The organism is Bordetella tumulicola, from assembly GCF_054779135.1.
Genome location: NZ_BAAGYU010000007.1, coordinates 15,903 through 37,796, shown reverse-complemented (window position 1 = coordinate 37,796; position 21,894 = coordinate 15,903). Strand labels below are relative to the sequence as shown.

General features: G+C 58.5%; 22 protein-coding genes, 1 tRNA gene and 2 pseudogenes. All 25 read left to right on the top strand.

Going from position 1 to position 21,894, the window contains the following annotated elements; genetic code table 11:
* Positions 1-42: 42 nt before the first annotated feature.
* The 25 genes and pseudogenes from ACYVDM_RS08590 (at position 43) to ACYVDM_RS08470 (ending at position 21,875) form a co-directional block, all read left to right on the top strand.
* Entirely contained in the window at positions 43-969 is a 927-nt protein-coding gene (locus ACYVDM_RS08590; protein ID WP_415786797.1) for a 2-hydroxyacid dehydrogenase, read from the top strand.
* 26 nt (positions 970-995) lie between these two features.
* Positions 996-2,276, top strand: a complete 1,281-nt coding sequence (locus ACYVDM_RS08585) for an arsenic transporter (RefSeq protein WP_415786799.1) — start codon at positions 996-998, stop codon at positions 2,274-2,276.
* Positions 2,277-2,352: 76 nt separating this feature from the next.
* Entirely contained in the window at positions 2,353-4,080 is a 1,728-nt protein-coding gene (locus tag ACYVDM_RS08580; protein WP_415786801.1) for an FMN-binding glutamate synthase family protein, read from the top strand.
* 126 nt (positions 4,081-4,206) lie between these two features.
* Positions 4,207-4,283 (top strand) — tRNA-Met (locus ACYVDM_RS08575).
* Between the two features lie 189 nt (positions 4,284-4,472).
* Positions 4,473-5,003 (top strand): alpha/beta hydrolase, encoded by a 531-nt coding sequence (locus tag ACYVDM_RS08570; protein WP_415786803.1) that lies wholly within the window; start codon positions 4,473-4,475, stop codon positions 5,001-5,003.
* A 498-nt stretch (positions 5,004-5,501) separates the two neighbouring features.
* Positions 5,502-5,879 (top strand): hypothetical protein, encoded by a 378-nt coding sequence (locus ACYVDM_RS08565; protein ID WP_415786805.1) that lies wholly within the window; start codon positions 5,502-5,504, stop codon positions 5,877-5,879.
* 153 nt (positions 5,880-6,032) lie between these two features.
* A complete protein-coding gene (gene gabT, locus ACYVDM_RS08560; protein ID WP_415786807.1) occupies positions 6,033-7,379 on the top strand; it encodes a 4-aminobutyrate--2-oxoglutarate transaminase in 1,347 nt (448 codons plus the stop codon).
* Between the two features lie 7 nt (positions 7,380-7,386).
* Positions 7,387-8,361, top strand: coding sequence for an aminopeptidase (locus ACYVDM_RS08555; protein WP_415786809.1), 975 nt, complete (start codon positions 7,387-7,389; stop codon positions 8,359-8,361).
* A gap of 2 nt (positions 8,362-8,363) precedes the next feature.
* Positions 8,364-9,134 carry an enoyl-CoA hydratase/isomerase family protein gene (locus tag ACYVDM_RS08550; protein WP_415786811.1) on the top strand — a complete coding sequence of 257 codons (771 nt, stop codon included), beginning with the start codon at positions 8,364-8,366 and terminating at the stop codon, positions 9,132-9,134.
* 18 nt (positions 9,135-9,152) lie between these two features.
* Positions 9,153-10,352 carry a CaiB/BaiF CoA transferase family protein gene (locus tag ACYVDM_RS08545; protein ID WP_415786813.1) on the top strand — a complete coding sequence of 400 codons (1,200 nt, stop codon included), beginning with the start codon at positions 9,153-9,155 and terminating at the stop codon, positions 10,350-10,352.
* 59 nt (positions 10,353-10,411) lie between these two features.
* On the top strand, positions 10,412-11,656 hold the full coding sequence (locus ACYVDM_RS08540; protein ID WP_415786815.1) for an ABC transporter substrate-binding protein: 1,245 nt from the start codon (positions 10,412-10,414) through the stop codon (positions 11,654-11,656).
* Between the two features lie 19 nt (positions 11,657-11,675).
* A complete protein-coding gene (locus ACYVDM_RS08535; protein WP_415786817.1) occupies positions 11,676-12,551 on the top strand; it encodes a branched-chain amino acid ABC transporter permease in 876 nt (291 codons plus the stop codon).
* Between the two features lie 2 nt (positions 12,552-12,553).
* Complete coding sequence (locus ACYVDM_RS08530) at positions 12,554-13,441, top strand: branched-chain amino acid ABC transporter permease (protein ID WP_415787085.1); 888 nt, start codon at positions 12,554-12,556, stop codon at positions 13,439-13,441.
* Positions 13,438-14,202, top strand: coding sequence for an ABC transporter ATP-binding protein (locus tag ACYVDM_RS08525; protein ID WP_415786819.1), 765 nt, complete (start codon positions 13,438-13,440; stop codon positions 14,200-14,202). The genes ACYVDM_RS08530 and ACYVDM_RS08525 overlap by 4 nt, the downstream gene beginning before the upstream one ends.
* Complete coding sequence (locus ACYVDM_RS08520; RefSeq protein ID WP_415786821.1) at positions 14,199-14,936, top strand: ABC transporter ATP-binding protein; 738 nt, start codon at positions 14,199-14,201, stop codon at positions 14,934-14,936. Before ACYVDM_RS08525 ends, ACYVDM_RS08520 begins: the two co-directional genes overlap by 4 nt.
* Positions 14,933-16,276, top strand: coding sequence for an amidase (locus ACYVDM_RS08515; protein ID WP_415786823.1), 1,344 nt, complete (start codon positions 14,933-14,935; stop codon positions 16,274-16,276). Before ACYVDM_RS08520 ends, ACYVDM_RS08515 begins: the two co-directional genes overlap by 4 nt.
* Before the next feature lie 86 nt (positions 16,277-16,362).
* Positions 16,363-17,043 (top strand): GntR family transcriptional regulator, encoded by a 681-nt coding sequence (locus tag ACYVDM_RS08510; RefSeq protein ID WP_415786825.1) that lies wholly within the window; start codon positions 16,363-16,365, stop codon positions 17,041-17,043.
* Positions 17,044-17,091: 48 nt separating this feature from the next.
* A complete protein-coding gene (locus ACYVDM_RS08505) occupies positions 17,092-17,481 on the top strand; it encodes a YkvA family protein (RefSeq protein ID WP_415787087.1) in 390 nt (129 codons plus the stop codon).
* Positions 17,482-17,894: 413 nt separating this feature from the next.
* A pseudogene (locus ACYVDM_RS08500) lies at positions 17,895-18,005 on the top strand (MGMT family protein); the annotation flags it as partial.
* Positions 18,002-18,727, top strand: coding sequence for a 2OG-Fe(II) oxygenase (locus ACYVDM_RS08495; RefSeq protein WP_415786827.1), 726 nt, complete (start codon positions 18,002-18,004; stop codon positions 18,725-18,727). The pseudogene ACYVDM_RS08500 and the gene ACYVDM_RS08495, both read left to right, overlap by 4 nt.
* A gap of 49 nt (positions 18,728-18,776) precedes the next feature.
* A pseudogene (locus ACYVDM_RS08490) lies at positions 18,777-18,878 on the top strand (alpha-ketoglutarate-dependent dioxygenase AlkB); the annotation flags it as partial.
* Between the two features lie 62 nt (positions 18,879-18,940).
* Complete coding sequence (locus tag ACYVDM_RS08485) at positions 18,941-19,651, top strand: 2OG-Fe(II) oxygenase (RefSeq protein WP_415786829.1); 711 nt, start codon at positions 18,941-18,943, stop codon at positions 19,649-19,651.
* A 122-nt stretch (positions 19,652-19,773) separates the two neighbouring features.
* Complete coding sequence (locus ACYVDM_RS08480; RefSeq protein WP_415786831.1) at positions 19,774-20,430, top strand: GntR family transcriptional regulator; 657 nt, start codon at positions 19,774-19,776, stop codon at positions 20,428-20,430.
* Complete coding sequence (locus ACYVDM_RS08475) at positions 20,427-20,933, top strand: ureidoglycolate lyase (RefSeq protein WP_415786833.1); 507 nt, start codon at positions 20,427-20,429, stop codon at positions 20,931-20,933. Before ACYVDM_RS08480 ends, ACYVDM_RS08475 begins: the two co-directional genes overlap by 4 nt.
* A gap of 21 nt (positions 20,934-20,954) precedes the next feature.
* Complete coding sequence (locus ACYVDM_RS08470; RefSeq protein ID WP_415786835.1) at positions 20,955-21,875, top strand: allantoinase PuuE; 921 nt, start codon at positions 20,955-20,957, stop codon at positions 21,873-21,875.
* Positions 21,876-21,894 lie beyond the last annotated feature (19 nt).

Below are 21,894 nucleotides of genomic sequence, written 5' to 3'. Positions count from 1 at the left end.
GCCTCGCACACGTTCGGCGGCGTCGTTTTTACAAGGTGTTCGATGACTTTTCTCATGCTGTCCTACCCCGAACGCGTCGAGGTCTTTCGCCGCGCTTTTGCCCATGATCTGCCCGACGTCCCCTTCGCCAGCGATGCGACGCAGGTCGACCCACAGTCGGTCCGCTATCTGATGACCTGGGCCTTCCCTGACAATCTGGCTGAGCGCTACCCGAACCTCGAAATTATTTTTTCAGTCGGGGCGGGCATCGATCAGGTCGATCGAACGTCGATCCCGCCGCAGGCAAAACTAGTCCGCATGATCGAAAGCGGCCTGACCAGCCTGATGCGGGACTATGTCGTGATGAGCGTCCTGGCGCTACATCGGCGCCTGCCGGCCTATCTCGAACTGCAGCGGCGCCACGAATGGGTCAATCTTGAATTCACGTGGGCAGATCAACGCCGTGTCTCGGTTCTGGGTCTGGGTGAACTCGGGCGGGCCTCGCTCGACGCGCTCAAACCTTTCGGCTTCCAGTTGGCGGGCTGGAGCCGTAGCCCAAAAAATGTCGAGGGCATCCGTTCATACCACGGTCCCGAAGGACTGAGAACGATGCTCGCCGAGACCGATATCCTGATCTGCTTGCTGCCGCTGACCCAGGAAACTCGCCACATCCTGAATGCCGAGCTCTTTTCGCAATTGCCGCGAGGCGCCTCACTCGTCCAGGTCGGCCGCGGAGGACACATGGATCAGGAGGCACTACTGGCCGCACTGGATACGGGGCATTTGGAAGCTGCCTTCGTCGACGTCACCGATCCCGAGCCGCTACCCGCCGATCACCCGCTCTGGTCGCATCCGAAAGTCATCCTGACGCCGCATGTGGCCGCCCACACTCGCCCCGACACCGCAGCCGAAGCAACCATCGCCAACATGCGTCTCATCCTTGCAGGCAAGGAACCGAACGGGCTCGTCGATCCTCAACGCGGGTACTGAGCTGCTAACCGCCTAACACCTGCATCATGTTGCTGCCCGCCGCCATTTTCATCGCCACACTGATCCTGGTCATTTGGCAACCTCGAGGCCTGAACATCGGCTGGAGTGCGTTGGCTGGCGCTATCGTGGCGCTGCTAACAGGTGTCGTCCAACTCAACGACGTCGTCGCAGTCTGGCACATCGTATGGAACGCCACCGCCACCTTTATCGCCATCATCATCACCAGCATCATTCTCGACGCCGCGGGCTTCTTTAAATGGGCCGCCCTGCACGTGGCTCGCTGGGGCGGCGGACGCGGCCACTGGCTCTTTGCGCTGATTGTGTTGCTGGGTGCCGCGGTGTCCGCCCTGTTTGCCAACGACGGCGCCGCGCTGATTCTGACACCTATCGTGATGGAAATGCTGTTGGCGCTGGGCTTTGGCCTGAGCGCCACCCTCGCCTTTGTCATGGCCGCCGGCTTTATTGCTGACACCGCTAGCACACCGCTCATCGTTTCCAATCTGGTCAACATCGTATCGGCCGATTTTTTTGACATCGGCTTTGGCCGCTACGCGTCGGTGATGATGCCTGTCAATATTGTCGCCGTCGTCGCATCGCTGGGGGTGCTGCTGGCGGTCTTTCATAAGCAGATCCCCTCGCGTTACAACGTCGCACAACTACAGCCCCCACGCTCGGCGATACGGGACCACACCACCTTCCAGGTCGGCATGGCGATATTGATACTGCTGCTGGCGGGATTTTTCATTCTGGAACCCCTGGGCATACCGATCAGCGCCATTGCGGCGACGGGTGCATTGGTATTACTGCTCGTCGCGGGCCAACAGCACATCGTCGGCACGCGCCGCATTATGCGCGAGGCTCCCTGGCACATCGTCGTATTTTCGCTCGGCATGTACCTCGTCGTGTACGGTCTGCGCAATGCCGGCCTGACGGCTTATCTGACCCGGCTGCTGGACTACTTTGGCGACCAGGGCCTCTGGACCGCTACGCTTGGCACCGGTGTGGTGACGGCCTTCTTGGCGTCCGTACTGAATAACCTGCCCGCCGTGCTCGTCGGCGCACTCGCCATCGCCGATACCAGCACCACCGGTGTCATCCGGGACGCCATGATCTATGCCAACGTCATCGGGACCGACCTGGGACCCAAGATCACTCCCATCGGCAGCCTGGCTACCTTATTGTGGCTGCACGTGCTGGCCCGCAAGGGGCTGCGTATCACCTGGGGCTATTATTTCAAGATAGGCATCGTGCTGACCTTGCCGGTGCTGCTGGTCACATTAGCGGCACTGGCGATACGTTTGCAGTAATAACCAAGATAACAACTAGCGTATCTGACATCATCCCTGCTATGGTTGCCTACATTTGATAGCCCGGGAGCCCGAAATGTACTGGTTAGTAGGCCGATACTCCACATTACTGCTGGTGTTGCTCGGCGCTGTTGTCACCCTGACGCTGGCCTTGTCCAGCTCTATTGGCTGGTATTGGGCGGCCGTGCCGCTGACCTTGCTGACGCTGCTGGGGATCTATGACCTGATTCAGCCGCGCCACGCCATCCGGCGCAACTATCCCGTCCTGGGTAATTTGCGCTTTCTGTTTGAATTCATCCGTCCAGAAATTCGCCAGTACTTTCTCGAGGACGACACGCATGCGGCGCCATTCTCCCGCGCACAGCGATCCATCGTGTATCAGCGCGCCAAACAGGACATCGACAAACGCCCCTTTGGCACTCAGGAGGATGTTTACGGTGACCGCTACGAGTGGATCAACCACTCCATGGCGCCCAGCCAGATTGCCGAGCCCAACTTTCGCGTCAGCGTGGGCGGCCCGGACTGCCTGCAACCCTATGCGATGTCGGCCTTCAATATCTCGGCCATGAGCTTTGGCGCACTCTCGGCCAATGCCATCCTCGCGCTGAACGAAGGTGCGCGCCAGGGTAATTTTGCTCACGACACTGGCGAAGGCGGCATCAGCCGCTATCACCGGCAACCCGGTGGCGCACTCGTATGGAATATCGGCTCGGGCTATTTCGGATGTCGTGACGAAAGCGGCGCCTTTTCCGAAGAAGCCTTTGTCCGTAACGCCTGTACTCCACAGGTGAAAATGATCGAAATCAAGTTGTCGCAAGGCGCCAAGCCCGGTCATGGCGGAATCTTGCCCGGCGCGAAAGTCACGCACGAGATCGCCGAGGCGCGCGGGGTTGCCGCCTGGCAAGACTGCAACTCACCCTCCAGTCACAGCGCCTTTGACTCGCCTATCGGCCTCATGCATTTCGTAGCGCGACTGCGCAGGCTATCCGAAGGCAAGCCCGTCGGGTTCAAGCTGTGCGTGGGACACCCCTGGGAATGGTTTGCCATCGTCAAAGCCATGCTAGAGACCGGCATCACGCCCGATTTCGTCGTGGTCGATGGCGCCGAAGGCGGCACCGGCGCCGCGCCTATCGAATTCGTCGACCACGTCGGCACCCCGCTGCGCGAAGCCCTGCGCCTCGTGCATAACACCCTGGTCGGCGTGAACCTGCGCGATCGCATCCGCATCGGTGCCTCGGGGAAAATCATCACGGCCTTTGATATGGCCCGAGTGATGGCCATGGGAGCCGACTGGTGCAACGCCGCTCGCGGCTTCATGTTTGCCGTCGGCTGCATCCAGGCGCAAGCCTGCCACACGGGCAAATGCCCCACAGGCGTCACCACCCAGGATCCCGTACGACAGCGTGCCCTCGTCGTCCCGGACAAAGCCCAGCGCGTCGCAAACTTTCATCGCAACAGCCTGCACGCTCTGGCCGAACTGCTGCAAGCAGCCGGGTTGACCCACCCCAACCAATTGCGGCCGCATCACATCGCACGCCGCGTCTCGTCCAGCGAAGTCCGGCTGCTCTCCGCCCTCTTTCCCGAGCTCGAGCCCGGCGAGCTGTTGCGCGGCGAATTCCGGCACACCCTGTTCCGGGTAGGCTGGCCCATGGCGCGTGCGGACTCGTTCCAGCCGGTACAGGACCTCACGACGGCGCTGGCCGCCGTTCACCTGGCCCAGACACACGCGACGACCGCACCGACGCCAGCCGAGGAATTAGCGGGCAACACAAACGGCGCTACCGCACCCGTGCCCGGCCAATAAACCGCACCTATAGGTGTTTGCATCCAAATAAAAGATCATGCTAGAATTTCGTTCTTGCCCGGGCACGCCTAGGCATACCGCCAAAAAGGCGATTTCGTAGGAATACGTAGTCATCATTTTGTGCGAGGCGCATTAGCTCAGCCGGTTAGAGCGACGGAATCATAATCCGCAGGTCCCCTGTTCGAATCAGGGATGCGCCACCAGAGAATTCAAGGGCCTCCACGTAAGTGGGGGCTTTTTTCATTGGGGCGTTTTAGACGTTTTATTAGACAGTGTCTAATATCCAGTAGGCCATACAGTACTCAAAGACTTATCAATCAATAAGGGCCATGGCCCCGATTTCCGGTCCGTATATACTGTTTATTCATACAGTTAATTGAACCACTCCTCGCATGACCGGATACCAGTTTGACCTCCTCGCCCGCCTGCTGGGCGTCCCCTCGCCCGCCCGCGCAGCCGCCCGCGCCGTACTGATCGACGGCATGGAAGCAGCCGCCGCCACTCAGTTGCAAGGCTGCGCGACCAGTGAGCTTGACCAGGCTATGGCTGAAATACTGGCCGCTGAGGTCGAAATCCGCAGTGCCTTTGTGCTGCATGGCCCCAACGAGTTCCGCGTCACCGTCGGGCATCACGACACCCACCGGATGCCCGGTGCAATGTCTTTGGCCATGGATCAGGTCGTGCGCTTAGTCGCCCACTCGACCGAACGATGGATTCCCGTTCAAATCATGACGGTGCCAGACCAGGTGGGAGGCTACTACGAGGGCATCATCGTCGAACAGCTCGTGAAGGCCAGTCGTTTCCAGGTGGGTGACCGCGTGCGTTTCGGCGAAGACCAGGTACTTACGACGGACACAGAGAATCGGCCTGGCATTCCTGGACGGCCTCACCGACGTTTTCAGGGACGCCGCACGGCCCGATAGCGAGGTGGTGAGACATGCCAAATTGCACCGCCTGCCGGACTCACCGTTATGGCCGCCCGCTCGAAATCTCGGAATGGAGGTACGTCGCGCCACCGGAATGCCCAGACGTCGTGCCGCCTCATGACTGCCTACCGACCCCGCGAGCCTGACCGCTTCAGCCTTGAATTTCTCTGTGTACTACCTCTTGGGCACACTACTGTCTTTCATTTCGATTCTCCGTACTTTCAAAGTTAACAACTTTTTGATGTACGTGAAATCTAGGCAGGGTCACGTTGATTGGAGGTTGGGGATAAGCGGCGCGATTAAGCGTTGCCTACTTGGTGACTCGATCTTCAGCTGAACGGCCAGAGTAAACGCAGATCGCCGAATCAAATCCGTTGAATGCGACTGCGTATCTGAAGTCACAAAATAAAGCCGGATTCTTCGTCCCTATGGTGTCGCCCTTTTGACACTGAGTTCCCAGGCTTTCGACTAGTGTGTCCTGATTCTTCCCAAGGCATGCCTTACCCGTCTGAATATCTGAGTCTGAAGACTCGCAGCCTGCCAAAGCCAAAGGGACTAACGCGAGAGCAATCAGTTTACTCAACATCAATTCACCTGAAATCGAAAACCGACATTCTAACCAGCAAAGACTATCTGGCTGGCCCGCATGATTTGAGCACGCTGAGCAACGTCCAGAGTGACCTGCTGCCGCGTGCGTTTGAAGCGTTGGATGCAAGCTGGCGTTCCTATTCCTTACCGCCAAATGGAACTGCATTTGAGAATAGTGCTGCCCGATTACGTAGTGCCGCGGCACTACGCGACAGCAGCATCGCAGAAAGCGTCTGCATCGCGCGGCAAAACATCAGGACAAACCCTGATATTTCCGATCATTGAAAAATAGAAAAAAGGCTAAGAGCCGCATAAACTCTGTCCATAATTGTACACAATCAATATTTCAATCTAACGTGCTATTAACAATACAACCATTGACACAACGAAAAATGACGCTTAACGTGCATCACATCGCGATCTATGTGGAGTCCTCAAATGTCTGAACAGATACTTGCTGTCCCCGGCCCCTTGTGCCGAGATTTGAAGCAACGCCGCGATGCGGTTGTCGCGCGCGGCGTGGCTAATGGCGCACCGATATTTGCGGCGCACGCCAGCGGCTGCGAGGTGGTGGATGTCGACGGCAATCGATTCATCGATTTTGCTGGGGGCATCGGCACCTTGAATGTAGGGCATGCCCATCCTGAAGTCGTGCAGGCCGTTAAACAGCAGGCTGATCGCTTTCTGCACACGTGCTTCAACATCGTTATGTATCCCGAATACATCGAGCTGTGCGAACGCCTGGTCGACATCGTTCCTGGTGCTTGGCCCAAAAAAGCAATGCTGCAAAGCACGGGCTCCGAAGCCGTGGAAAATGCAATCAAGATTGCGCGTAAAGCGACCGGTCGACCTGCCGTCGTGGCGTTCGAGCATGCGTTTCATGGCCGCACCTTGATGGCGCTCTCACTCACGGCCAAAGGGCCGGCATACAAAGCCGGTTTCGGCCCGTTTGCACCCGAGGTCTATCGGGTCCCTTTCCCGACGACCTACCGCAGCCCCTTTGCCAGTGAGGCCGAGTGCGTGGAGGCTGCTTTCGCCGCTTTCAAACATACCTTGGATACCGAAGTCACGCCTGGTCAAGTCGCTGCCGTGATCATTGAACCAGTGCAAGGCGAGGGAGGCTTCAACGTAGTACCGAAGGTGTTCTTTGCCCGCTTGCGCGACTATTGCACACAGCACGGCATCGTCCTCATCGCCGACGAAATCCAATCAGGCTTTTGCCGCACTGGAAAATGGTTTGCGACAGAGCACTATGGCATCGAGGCTGATATCTACACCCTGGCAAAATCCATGGGTGGCGGTATGCCGATCGCCGCAGTGGTGGGGCGTGCCGACTTGATCGACGCCCCGATTGTTGGCGGACTAGGCGGCACCTATGGTGGGAACCCGTTGGCATGCGCTGCGGCGTTGGCCACCATCAATATCATGCAGCGTGAAGATTACGCGACGCGCGGTGCACGCATCGGCGATCAGGTCCGTCAGCGGTTCCTGCAGTGGCAATCGCGCTTTGACATAGTGGGCGACGTGCGTGGCCTGGGCGCTATGGTGGCGATGGATATCGTCAGTGATCGCGACTCCAAGGCTGCTGACGGTGCAACGACAGCAAAAATCGTGGACGCAGCGTATCGCCGCGGGCTTCTGCTCGTCAAAGCCGGATACAGCGGCAACATCATCCGCTTCCTCGGGCCGTTGTCCTCGGGTGCCGATGACATTGATCGCGGTCTAGACATTCTGGGCGACGCTATCGCCGAGGTGGTCGGCCACCCTGAACATCTCACCGCCTGAGCCCACGATGCACACCTTATTGAAACTCCCGAACGCGCGCAAAGTCGTCACGCAACTCGGCCAAGTCAAGCCCGGCATGGAAGTGCTGGTGCTATATGACTACTACACGACGCACAACGTCGAGCCCCTTGCGATCGCTTTGCAGGAGGCGGGCGCGCGGGCGCATCTGCTTCAGATCGCCGGCAGCACGCATCACGGCACACAGTTCTCCGAGACCGTGGCCCAGGCCATGCGCGCATCGAATCTCGTCATTGCACTGACCCGAGCCAATGCCGCACACACCGAGGCGCGCCAGCAGGCAACGCGCAACGGAGTGGGCGTGATTGTGTTGCCCGAGTCCGACGCGGCCGATTTCTTCGTCGCAGCAGGCTGGAACGCGGATTTCGACGCTTTGCGTATCGAAATCGAAGGTCTGGCCGATGCCTTCACTCAAGCCAGCCAGGCACGAGTGACGTCTGCCGCTGGCACTGATGTCACCATGAGCGTGCTCGGGCGACGTGGTCGCGCACTGCATGGCTTTGCCAACACCATCGATATTTCGGCAGGCTATTGCCTGGAGTCCAGCTTGGCCCCGGTGGAGGGAACGGCCAACGGCATCATCGTAGTCAATGCCAGTATTCCAGGCGTGGGGGTCGTGCGCGACGAGCCTGTACGCATCGAAATGAAAGACGGCATGGCGGTGTCTATCACCGGCGGCGATTTGGCCGAAAAATTCAGTCGCCTCCTGGCGAGCTTTAACGATCCCAACGTCTACAACCTCGGCGAACTAGGCGTGGGCATGAACCCATGCTGCAGCATTGATGGCACGATGCTCTCAGACGAAAGCGTCTACGGCGCGATTCAGCTCGCTTTGGGAACAAGCGTCTACATCGGCGGTACCGTCAAAGCAGCCGCGCACTACGACACCATAGTGACCGACGCCACGCTCGAGCTCGACGGACGGGCTGTGCTGGTGGGCACCAAGCTCACGCTGGGAGATTGAGCATGAGTATCCGCGTCACCCACGAAAACGGCGTGCATACCGTCATCATGGATCGGCCTGCCAAGCGCAACGCCTTCACCATGGAGATGTACCGCAACTTCGGTGCTGCCGTGGCATTGCTGGACGCCGACGATGACGTTCGTTGCATCGTAGTGCGAGGGGAAGGCGGTGCATTCTGCGCGGGGAGCGACATAGGGGGCTTCGATACCAGTCGCTCGAATATCGAGCAGGCCCGCGAGTACGCGCGTTTCACATTAGATATGACCAACACCCTGAAAAACACGCGGCATCCCACTGTGGCTTGCATTGAGGGTCCATGCGTGGGTGGAGGACTGGAAATTGCATTGAATTGCGACGTGCGCATTGCCGCTCGAAGTGCGCGATTCGGCCTGCCCATCAATCGAATCGGTTTGTGTGTCGATCACGAGGAGCTGGCCGACTTGATTGGCGTGGTCGGTCACACCGTCGCGCTGGAAGCACTCTTGCAGGGTCATATCTTTGGTGCGGACGAGGCACTGCAAAAGGGATTTGTCACGCGCCTGGCCGACGATGCCCGTGTCCTTGATGACGCCTACGAGGTGGCCACGCGCATCGCAGAAGGTGCGCCGCTGGTCAATCGCTGGCACAAAAAGTTCGTGCGGCGTCTGCGCTCCGGTCTGCCTCTTACATCAGCCGAGCGTGATGAAGCCTACGCGTGCTTTGACACTCAGGACTATCGCAACGGCACTCTGGCGTTCGCCAACAAACAACGTCCCGTTTTCGAAGGCCGCTAGGCTCATAAGGATAAAAGCATGGACACCCAAAAAACACCTCTACATGGTTTGAAAATTCTGGATGTCTCGCAAATCATGGCGGGGCCGTACTGCACCATGGTGCTTGCCGACCTGGGCGCCGACGTCATCAAGGTCGAGAAAGCAGGCACCGGAGACGACTCGCGCGAGATGGGGCCTTACATCAATGGTGAGTCGACCTGCTTTGCGCAGATCAACCGCAACAAGCGGGGCATCGCGCTCAATCTGAAAGATCCGGAGGCACGCGAGGTGTTCTACGAGCTGGCCAAATGGGCAGACGTGTTCGTCGAGAACTACCGCGTTGGCGTGACCAAGTCACTGGGTATCGATTACGAGACCCTCAGTGCTTTGAATCCCCGTCTGGTGTATTGCTCTATATCCGGCTTCGGACAGACCGGGCCTTACTACAAGAAAGGTGGCTTCGATCTGGTGGCGCAAGGCATGAGCGGCATTATGTCGATGACAGGCGAGAAAGACGGGCGGCCGCTAAAGTCGGGCATTGCGATCTACGATGTGGGCGCTGGCCTGACGGCGACCTACGCCATTCTCGCCGCCTGCATGCATCAGCAACGTACTGGCGAGGGCCAGTTCCTGGATATTTCCCTGGCCGAATGCGGGCTGCCTTGGTTCGTGTGGGAAGCGGCGGCGTATTTCGCAGACGGTACGGTGGCTCAAGCTACGGGCAGTCGCCATCGCGTTTCAGCCCCCTACCAGGCGGTCAACACCGCAGATGGCTACATCATGATTGGCGCAGCCAATCAGCGCACGTGGGAGAAGCTCTGCGTCACCGTGCTTGATCGCCCCGATCTGATCACCGACCCACGTTTCGTGACCAACTCCGATCGGCTCACGAACGTCGACGCGCTCGAAGCGATTCTGGAGGCAGCTTTTTCATCGGCCAATGCCACAACGTGGATCGATCGCTGCGAGGCTGCCGGTGTGCCCTGCGGCCCGGTCAACGATTTCGGGCAGGCAATGAAAGACCCGCATTACCTCGCGCGAGACATGATCGTTTCGGTCGACCATCCTACGATCGGCCCCATGAATACGATTGGTATTCCGACGAAATTCTCGGCCACCCCGGGGCAGATTCGCAAGGCGGCACCCACTTTTGGGCAAGACACCGACGCCGTGCTGCAGGCGTTCGGGGTAGATTCGGAACGGATTGCAGCGATGCGCGCTCGAGGTGTCGTGCAGTAAATCTGAACGACCTGGGCGATATCAACGACGTCACATGACGAAAACAAGGGGAAGTCACCATGAGCCAGATCATTAATACCGGACGCAGGCAATTCACATTGGCCAGTGTCGCCGCAGGTGCTGCAAGCGTGTTGCCCTTTTGGGCCCGCGCGCAGGCTGGTACGCCCAAGGGCGAACCCATCAGAATCGGCGCCTTAACGTCCATGACGGGCACCGGGGGGGTGTATGGCCCGGGAATGCTTCAGGCAATGCGCCTAGCCGTGGACGAAGTGAACGCTGCCGGCGGCGCAGGCGGGCGCCCACTGCAACTATTCAACGAAGACGATCAGACGCGTCCCGATGCTGCCGTACTAGCGGCTCGTAAACTCGTCGACATCTCAAAAGTTGATCTGATTGCGGGCGTTTGGTCCTCATCGGTGGCGCTCGCGATTCTGCCGATTACCAATGGCGCTGGCATCATGATGCTCAACACCTGCGGATCGCCCGATCTGAAAACCGAAGACAAGCTTGATCTGGTATGGCAGTACCAGGCGGCCAATGATGTGTTCGGCAAGGCGTTTGCCCAGATTGCCCGGCAGCGCGGGTTCAAGAACCCGGCTGTGATGGCGTTTAACAACTCGACCTTCGTGGGACAGGCCAATTATTTTCGCAAGTCCTGGGAAGAAGGCGGCGGCAAAGTGGTGGCCCACGTCGTCTACGAGCCTAACCAAACCACGTACCGGACGGAGCTTGGCCGGGTCCTCGCGTCCAAACCTGACGTCATCGCACTGAGCTCGTATACGCCAGACGCCACCATCATCCTCAAGGAGTGGTATCAGAACGGCCAGCCCTGCAAATTCATCATGCCAGGGTGGTCTGCCAACGAGAATCTGATCAAGGCGCTTGGCGCCGAGGCGACCGAAGGAATCATTGCTGTGTCCAACGTGGCTGCCACTAATCACCCAACGTTCCAGCACTTTGATGCCGCATTCCGGAAATTGACCGGACGCGAGTCCGACGTGTTTGCTGCCGAGTGTTACGACATGATCATCAGCTATGCGCTAGCAGTCGAAGCAGCGGGCCCCAACGCTGATCTGAAAAAAATCAACACCAAGATGCGCACGGTCAGCAATGCGCCGGGGACGAAGGTCACCAGCTTCTCGCAAGGGCGTGACCTGCTACGCAAGGGCGAGAAGGTCGATTATGACGGCGCGTCGTCAACGCTGGAGTTTGGTCCCGCGGGAGATGCAGTGCCCGACTTTGGTGTGTTCGAGATTCTGGGCGGCAAGCTGGTCGCCAAGGAAGTCATTTCCGGCACGATCTGAGCCGAATCAGGAGACCGCCATGGATTGGCTTTCGATAGTAAATGCGGGAATCAACGGCACCGTGCTCGGCCTGCTGTTGGCCCTGCCGGCACTGGCGGTGACGCTGGTGTTCGGCATAGCTCGATTCCCGAACGTGGCAACCGGCGACTATATGACGTTGGGTGCCTACGCCGCAGTGGCAGCACAGACCTTTGGCGGTCTGTCGCTGGCGGCCAGCGGCGTGTTCGCGTCGCTAACCGTCGGCGTCGTGTCGTTGTTCTTTTATTTCTGGGTGTTTCGTGTTTTGGCCAAGCGACCACTCGTCAGTCGATTGATTGCGTCGATTGGGGTGGCGTTTGCCGTGCGCAGCACCATCACATTCTTTGCGGGACATTATCAGTACAACATCGAGGCGCCACTGGTCCGGGCATGGAACTTCAACGGCATCCGCATCCTGCCTACCGATGCCTATATCGCAGTGACTGCAATCGCGGCGCTAGCGCTGGTGTTCATGCTGATGCGCTTCACGCCCATGGGTCGTCGCATGCGTGCCGTCGCAGACAATCCCGAGCTGGCAAGTGCAAGCGGCATCAACGCGAGGCGGGTGATGGTGCTGCTGTGGGCCATCGTCGGCATTTTTTGCGGGTTGGGCGGGTTTTTGCTGGGCGTCAAGGCGGTAGTAATCCCTGAGCTCGGTTTCGAACTGCTGTTGACGATCTTCGCTGCGGTCATTCTGGGGGGTATCGGCACGCCCGTCGGTGCGGTGGTCGGCATCCTCGTGTTCGGTATTTCTCAGGAAATCGGATCACTGTATGTCGGGCCCGCCTACAAAATCGTGATGGCGTTTCTAGTTCTGCTGTGCGTGCTGTTGCTGCGTCCTCAGGGCATCTTTGGTCGAATTCAGGCTGCGAGGTAAGCATCATGGAAGGCTATATCGTCACGATTTCAATCACCATCCTGATCTATATGCTGCTGGCGGGCGGGTTATCGCTACAGTATGGGTTTACGGGTCTGATCAACTTTGGACACGTCGGGTTTTTCGCTATCGGCGCTTATACGTCGGCGTTGCTGGCCATGCAAGGTGTGCCGATTCTGATCTGCATGGTGGCGGCTACTGCTTTCGCAGCGGTGTTCGCGTTTCCACTGGGAATGATCGCACTGCGGCTTCGGGGAGACTATCTGGCAATCGTTACGTTGGGGTTCTCTGAATCCGTTCGAATGATGCTACAGAAGGAGGAATGGCTCACGCATGGCGTGCATGGCATACCAGGCATTCCGCGTTTGTTCGGTAATGGCCCGTCGGCAGACCTCTGGATTCTGGCGACGTTGGTCATCGTCAACATCATCGTGTTCGCAGGCATCAAGGGCATCATCAAAAGCCCCTTTGGCCGGGTGATCGGCGCCATACGCGATAACGAGGTAGCCGTGCGCGCACTGGGCAAAGATCCCGCGCGATTCAAGACCCGATCACTTGCGATTGGCGCGGCACTGGCGGGGCTTGCGGGTGCGTTCCAGGCGCACTACCTAACCTTCATCAGTCCCGAGCAGTTCGTACCACTGATTACGTTCTATGTCTGGATGGCCATCATCATGGGAGGCGTAAACCGCCTGAGCGGTGTCGTCGTGGGGACGGTCATGCTGGTCGGCTTTCTGGAAGGCTCGCGCTTTCTGCGAGAAATCTTTCCAGGCGTCTCAGAAGTGCAACTGTCTAGCGTTCGCTTCTGGATCATTGGCATGGCGTTGATCTGCACCATGCTGTATCGCCCCGAAGGGCTGTTCGGCGAACGTAAAACGGTGAAGAAATGACAGCGCTACTTTCTGTGTCGAATATCGGAGCAGGCTTTGGCAATTTCAAAGTGCTTGAAGGCGTATCGTTGACCTTGCCGCAGGGCGGACTGGTGGGCTTGATCGGCACGAATGGTGCAGGAAAAAGCACGCTGTTCTCGACTATCTCAGGCTATATCGCCCCCCTGAAAGGCAGCGTCACCTTCGCGGGTGAAGACATTACCCAGCTGGCGGTGGAGAAGCGCGTGCAACGTGGCCTGGCCCGTACATTCCAAGTGCCGCGCGAATTCTCTCAACTAACTGTCTTTGACAACTTGATGGCGGCCGCACCTGCACAAGCGGGCGAAAAGCTCAGCGCGCTGGTATTCGCACGTGGCCGCGTAGCACGTCAAGAGAAAGAGACAGGTGAGAAGGCGCGTCAGTTGCTCTCCTTTCTGAATCTGGAGCGTGTGGCCGACGAGCGTGCCGGGCGCCTGTCGGGTGGACAGAAAAAGCTGTTGGAATTGGGGCGGCTTTTGATGCTTGATCCTAAGGCCATCATGCTCGACGAGCCCTTCGCAGGTGTCAACCCTGTACTGATCGGCGAGTTATCTGAACGCATCGTCGCCCTAAATGCACGTGGTATGTCGATTCTGATTATCGAACACAACCTGGACGAACTCTCGCGTATCGTGCCCAAGATGTATGCGATGGATCGTGGTCGAGTGATTGCAGAAGGCACACCCAACGAAGTCTTGGCTAACGCCGGGGTACGTGAAGCTTACATGGGAGGCGTGGTATGACAGTGCTGACGTTGCAGGGCGTCTCAGGCGGATACGGCGAAGTCGACATCGTGACGGAAATCGATATGCACGTGCAGACGCGCGAGATCGTCACCATCGCCGGGACCAATGGCGCAGGCAAGTCGACCTTGATAAAGGCGATCATGGGTTTGTTGCCTCGCGTGTCGGGAAAAATCCTGTTCGAGGGTCAGGATCTGCTGCGATTGCCCATCGAGGCGCGGGTCAAACATGGCGTAGCGTATGTGCCGCAGGTGCATAACGTATTTGGTGCGTTGACCGTTCTGGAAAATCTCCAGGTGGTCGAGCATGTCAAAAAGCCCGCTCAGCGCATCCGCGATATGTTCGAGATCTTTCCTGCGCTCGCAGAGCGCCGCCGTACGGCGGCTGAGAACCTGTCGGGCGGAGAACGGCAACAGCTTGCTTTCGCGCGAGCGTTGATGGGATCGCCACGTTTGATGCTGCTTGACGAGCCATCGGCAGCGCTGTCGCCGGCGCTGACCGACCAGGTGTTTGCCGCCACACGTCGCCTGCCCGAGCTGGGCGTGGCGGTACTGATGGTCGAACAGCGGGCACGCCAGGCGCTCGCGTTCAGCGATCGAGGTTACATCCTGGACACCGGGCGAATCATGCTGACCGATACCGGTGCAAATCTTTTAGCCAACGAGAAAATGGCCGACCTTTATCTCGGGCGTGCCAAGCACGATGCCCGCAACGACACCGGAGCACCGCAATGATTGCAATCACACAACCGCCGGCCGCCGTGAGGCGCCCCGCGCCAGATGCCATTGCTCGGCTGACGATGGCGCAGGGCCTGCGCAAACTAGACTCTGGCGAGCTGTCTGCGCTCGCCTGGACCGAGGCTTGCCTGGCACGCATCGATGCGCGCAACGATGCCGTTCACGCATGGGTTCACGTCGCAGCAAACCAGGCGCTGGCTCGCGCGAGAAACGTGGACCGTGAGGGGCGGCGCAATATGTTCGATGGCGTACCGCTTGGCATCAAAGACACAATCGATACCGCTGATATGCCGACAGAGTGGGGAGAGCCTGAAATTTTTCATGGTCACAAACCTGAGCTCGATGCACCCGTCGTGACCATGGCCCGTGCATTGGGCTTTAACCTGCTAGGCAAAAACACCGTGTCGCGCCACGCGATCATGCTGCCGGGGCCATGCCGCAACCCGCATGACCTGACGCGCTCGCCGGCGGCATCATCTGCCGGTTCAGCGGCTGCCGTCGCCGACTTCATGACGCCGATCTCGATTGGTACCCAGACCGCGGGATCCATTTTGCGGCCATCGACGTTTTGCGGCGCCGTAGGTTTCAAACCGACGCTGGATGCCATTCCTTATCACGGCATACGGCGATATTCGCGCCCGTTGGACGTGATCGGACCGATTTGCCGCTCGGTCGAGGACGCAACGATGTTCATGCGTGGATTTATGTCCGATCCGCGATTCGATTCGGATGCGCCACTGCGTCGGGATTTCACTGTCGGCGTATGGCGCACCCGTCATTGGGACGAGGCACAACCTTGCGTGCAGACATTGTTCGATTCGAATCTGAGCGCGCTCGGACAGGCCGGTGCACGCATCGTCGAGTTGAATCCGCCAGCGCTATTCGAAACCATGGGTGACGCGCAGGACGTCATCATGGCCTACGACCTGGCACGTGAGTACGCAGCCATCAAACGCGATTACGCCGCGCTTTGCGACCCGGAATTGTTGGCCTATCTGGCATTGGGGGAAACCTATTGCGCTCAGGACTATGCCGCAGCCCTGGACGCAGCAGACACGTGTCGCCTTGCCTTCCACGATCTGATGCGAGGTGTAGACGTGCTCGCTATGCCCGCAACGCTGGACGAAGCGCCGGATGCGAGCTCGACCGGCAGTTCGGCATTCATCCGCATCTGGTCGCTCCTTCACAATCCTGCGGTGACGTTGCCCGTCGCTCGTGGACCGAATGGCTTGCCCTTGGGATTGCAATTGGTAGGCAACCTGAAGGAAGACGCACGGCTGCTTTATTTCGCGCGCTGCGTGGAAGACATTCTGGGCAACCAGGCGCACAGCGACTGATTTCAGACGCAGGCTTGATGACATGCAGTATTGCATACAATACAGTGTGCAATACTGCTTCATCTGATTCAAAAAGATCTTAATTCATGACCGCTAAATCCGCCAAAAAAACGACGTCGGCTAAGAAGTTAACTACCGCAGATATCGTTGCAGAGTTACGCCAAAAGATCGCCACCCAGATCTTGCTACCGGGAGCGCACATCCCGGAAGAAGAAATCGCGCTGACCTATGACATCCCGCGCGCCAAAGCCCGAGAAGCCCTGGCCACGCTAGAAGATCGGGGTTTGATTGTGCGCATTCCCAACAAGGGTGCGGTGATTGCGGCAGTCGATATGGCGTCCACCTATCATTTGTACGAGATTCGCGAAGTGCTCGATGGGTTGGCCGTTCGACTGGCTACACAAAACACGACGGCCGATCAATGGCGCGACATCGAGGCCCAGTTTGGCGAACCTTTCGAGGCCAGCCTGAAGAATGGCGACATCGACAGTCACATCGCGACGATCGAAGCATTTCGACGCCGCATCAAGGAGGCGGCCAATAATCCGGTATTAAGCGACATGATCGATCGCCTGCACGACCGAACGGCGGTGACCATCCGGCGCGTCGCGCTTTTGCCTGGGCGTGCCCAGGAAGGCGTCAAGCAATACCGGGCCATCGTGTCGGCCATTGTGCAGGGTGACGCAGACAAAGCCGAAGCATGCGCACGGATACTCAATCGCAGTGCGCGTGAATACATCGAACGCTACAAGAATTTTGTGTTTTAAAAGCGCAGCATGCGCTTTGCCGGATTCGAAAAAGCATTGATGAAAATCATGAAAGCTGGGGCCACGCTGAAAGCCTGGGCCAAGCGCATCAAGCGAGATGGGGTGACGCTATGGTTCGCAGTAAAGAGCCCGCGAACACCTTGGTACGCGAAAGCGCTTGGGCTGTTCGTGGTGGGCTACGCCCTTAGCCCCATTGATCTCATTCCCGATTTCATCCCGGTTTTAGGCTATGTTGATGACGTGCTCTTACTGCCTGTCCTAATCTGGCTAGCGATCTGGCTATTACCCTCAGATGTCCTTGCGGAATCTAGAAAATTGGCAGACCGGTGGATACACGACAAGGGTTCCAAGCCGCGTAGCATAGTAGGCGGCGCAGTGATCATCGCACTATGGCTGGCCATCGGTGCCGCACTATGGTTCTGGCTTGGAGAAAATTGACGGTGTGCGCTCCTCCGGGATGAGCGATGAAGAGGCATTGATCTGCCCATCGCGGCTTTGACGGCGTGGTATGTGCTTTGACGTGACGATTGACGTTGTAGGTGTCAATCCCGGCTGCGTACAACGAACGTATCGGCGAACACTATTCAGAGGAAACGGCCCAGTGAAGGGCTAAGTTTCGGGCAATGACGTCCGAACGCCAAATGATGATTGCGATCATCATCCGGCTCTACCAGATAGGCAGGTTTGACCGGAATTCAAGCGCAAAGATCGGAGTTTCAATAAGCCGTGGGATACCTACACTGGCCAAATCCTCCGATTTCGTTGAGTGATGCGCCATGAACACGTCCATTTCTGCATTCAAGTACAACTTTCGCGCCTCTGGAAGCAAAGTTCAAAGGCCCATTCGTTACGCCATCGCCATCCCCAGCCACCGTGTGGTGCTAAGCGGCAGCACACTATGGGGCTATCGCTGGGGTGCGGAGCGCAAGAGAGCCTTGCTGGCTGAGGAATCCGAACAATGAAAGCACAGGCAAAGCGTACGGAGCCTTCGCTGCCCGATTCCTTTGACTGGAGCGCCATCGAGCAATCACTCGATGGCCACGGCAACGCGGTGCTGCCCGGTCTGCTGTCGGTGACGCAATGCAAGGAGTTTACGGCCCTTTACTCCCGGGAAGAAGGCTACCGCAGCCGCATCGTGATGGCTCGTCATGGATTTGGCCGTGGTGAATACAAGTATTTCGCCTACCCGTTGCCGCCGCTGCTCGATCAACTGCGTCATGCGTTGTTTTCACGATTGGCGCCGATTGCGAATCGCTGGAACCGCCAACTGGACATCAGCGTGCACTATCCGGATACGCTAGACGCGTTCCTGGGGCGATGCCACGCAGCAGGCCAGATACGCCCAACGCCGCTCATTCTTCAGTACGGTCCAGGCGACTACAACTGCCTTCACCAGGATTTGTACGGAGAACATGTATTCCCATTGCAGGTCGCTATCCTGCTCTCGGAGCCCGGCAAGGACTTCACCGGTGGCGAATTCGTCATGACAGAGACCGCAACAAAAAGCCAGCGTGCTTATGTCGTGGCGCTGCGGCAAGGCGATGCGGTGGTTTTCACGGTTAATCATCGGCCCGCCGCCGGAAAGCGCGCAGGCATGCGCAAAGTCTCCATACGCCATGGCGTCAGCCGCTTGCACAGTGGCAAGCGACACACAGTGGGATTGATATTCCACGACGCGCGCTAGGGAACAGAAAGACATGAATCCTGATCTTTTCTTCGATGCCCGTTCAGATCCATTTCGCCACATGGTGACCCCGGGCGGCTTCACCGTGCCCGTAGCCCTGACCAATTGCGGCGCATTGGGCGGGACAACCGAGCGGCACGGCTCCCGCTGGGGCGTGAATCGCAAGCATGGATTGCTCCGGCGTGAGATCCAGGCTTGAACAGGTCCTAACTCATGACTTCCTCACCCCAATTAATTAACCACCTGAACTGGACAGACACCGCCAGGCAACTCGATATCGTAGGCTACGCCTTGCTGCCAGGGATACTGCCTGGCGAGCAGGCGAAATTGCTGGCCAGGCAAGTTAGCGCGGATGTAGACGCAATACGTCGCGTATCGCTCGCTTCGAGCGATCTGGGGCGCGGCGATCTATTCTATTTGGGTGATCAACTGCCGGCACCGCTGCAGGGCTGGCGTACCGATTTCTATCGCCACCTGGCGCCCATCGCGAATCGTTGGAACGAAATGCTGGATGTCGTGTACCGCTATCCGACTGAGCTCGACACCTTTCTTCAACGTAATCGCGAGGCAGGTCAAGCTCGGATGCTCTCGCACCTGAATCGACTGGGCGTAGCGGACTATTTGGCCTTGCATCAACGCAGCGAAGGCGAATACGTCTTCCCACTACAGATCGTGGCCCTGCTGACCGAGCCGGGACAAGATTTCGAGGGCGGTGAGTTCGTCATGATCGAGCAACGCCCACGTATGCAGTCGCGCCCCATGGTGCTCCCGCTCAAGCGGGGAGATGCCGCCATCATCAGCACTGCACAACGTCCTTTCAAGGGTAGCAAAGGCTATTACCGAGTCAATCTGAAGCACGCCGTCAGTCGCGTGCACCGTGGCCAACGTGTTGGACTGGAATTGTCCTTCCACAATGCACCGTGACGACGCCAGAAGACAAACCGATGACTGAATTCAGAACCTAGGCCAGCATCACGTCAGGCGGAAACACCAGGATTTTGACGCCATATTGGTGTACGATTGGGATCCCAATGGGATACAACAGTATGGATTCAGTGGAACTCACATCTGACAGCGCTCACGAGCGCAGTTACAAGCACCTACTCGCCAAGATCGTTTCGCGGGAAATCGGCCCGGGCGAAGTGCTCGAAGAACGGCGGCTAGCGGCAGACCTGGGCGTGTCGCGCACGCCGCTGCGCGCAGCGTTCAATCGCTTGCTGGGCGAAGGCATCGTGGCTCGCCTGTCGAATGGATCGATCATCGTGAAGGCCTTCGGCACCGCCGAACTGCTGGAACTGCTGCACGTGCGCCTCGTGCTGGAATCCGAGGCGGCGGCATTGGCGGCCGGCCGCATCCCGTCCTCAAAGCTGGTGGCGCTGCGCCAGGAACTCGAAACCATTCTGCATAGCGCGGCGGTTACGCGGCAGCAGGATTGGTCAGCAGACAACATGTTGCACGAACTGATTGCCGAACACTGCGGCAACCGGACGATGGCGGCGCTTATTTCCGACGCCAGGCTGCGCGTGCGCCTGTGCAACGTTGAACGCCTAGAACAACGCCAGATCAAGGCGCGCGAAGAACACATGACCATACTCGATGCGCTGGAAGCGGGCAACGCAGAGGCCGCGCGCGCGGCAATGCACGCGCACCTGACCAATGTCCGCCAGGCTTATCTGGGCTCACTAGGCTATCTGCATCAATGAACTCACCCGCACACACTGGCGCCCGGTCTATTCCCGCGCGCCCATTAACGTCAGAGAGCTTTGCCCCCTATGGAGAAGTCATCGAGCACGCCGGTTCGGAACGCCGCCATTTTGTGGCATCGGCATTCGATCATTCCCGCCAGGTCAGTGCGAACAGATTCTGGGTCTCGCAAGTTGATGCACAGGGGCAGTCCCCTCTGCTGATCAGCGCGCTGGAGCGCCATCCCTATTCCGCGCAGACGTTTATTCCGCTGACCCATACCTCTTATCTAGTGGTGGTCGCACCCTCCCTGGTTGACGGCCAACCGGATGCGCACGCGTTGGAAGCATTTATCGCTTCGCCAGCACAAGGTGTGTGCTATGGGCGCGGCGTGTGGCACCACGGGCTGACCGTGCTGCAGGCACCCGCGCAGTTTGCCGTGTTCATGGGCATGGCCGAACACGGTAACGACCAATTCCTGGATTTGCCGGCATCCAGCCGGGTGCTAGTCCACTATGCATAGAAACCGAGAAGGGGCGCTCTCATGATCGATCAGCATCCTCGTGATTTTGTGGGCTATGGCCCCATGTTGCCCAACCCACACTGGCCAGGTGGAGCTCGCCTGGCGTTGAACTTTTGCATCAACTACGAAGAAGGATCGGAGCCTTCGATTCTGGATGGCGACCCGGCATCGGAGACAGGCTTGACCGAAGGCGGCGCCGGCGAGTTTACCGGCCGCGATCTGGCGGCGGAATCGATGTTCGAATACGGTAGCCGCATTGGCTTCTGGCGTATCGCCCGCCTGTTGGAAGAGCATGGGTTTACCGCCACGCTGTTCGCTTGCGGCTTGGCCCTGGAGCGTAACCCCGCGGTATGCGAAGCCGTAAAGAATAAAGATTGGGATGTGTGCGCACACGGCTGGCGGTGGGAACGCCACCAGAACCTCAGCGAAGAAGAAGAGCGCCAACGCATCGGCCTCGCGTTCGAGTCCATATCACGCACCACTGGCAAACGCCCCGCCGGCTGGTATTGCCGCTACGGCCCCAGCCTGAACACGCGCAGGTTGGTCGCCGAACATGGCGGTTTCCTGTACGACTCGGACGCCTACAACGATGAGCTGCCCTATTACGTCCAGGTCAATGGCGCCTCTCGCTTGGTCATTCCGTACGGGCTTGTGAATAACGACGCGAAGTTCATCCGGGGCGGCATGGCCACGGGTGACGACTTTTTCAATTATCTGCGTGACGCGTTCGACATGTTGTACGCCGAAGGCGAAACGCAGCCTCGGATGATGTCCGTGGGCCTGCATCTCAGGCTAGCGGGACATCCGGGCCGCGCAGCCGGCCTCAAGCGCTTCCTGGCGCACGTCGCGAAGCATTCGCAAGTTTGGGTATGCAGACGCGAAGACATCGCCCGGCACTGGCTCGCCACGCATCCCTCAACTAACGACAGGCCTGCTAAATAACCACCACTAGAAAAGAGAA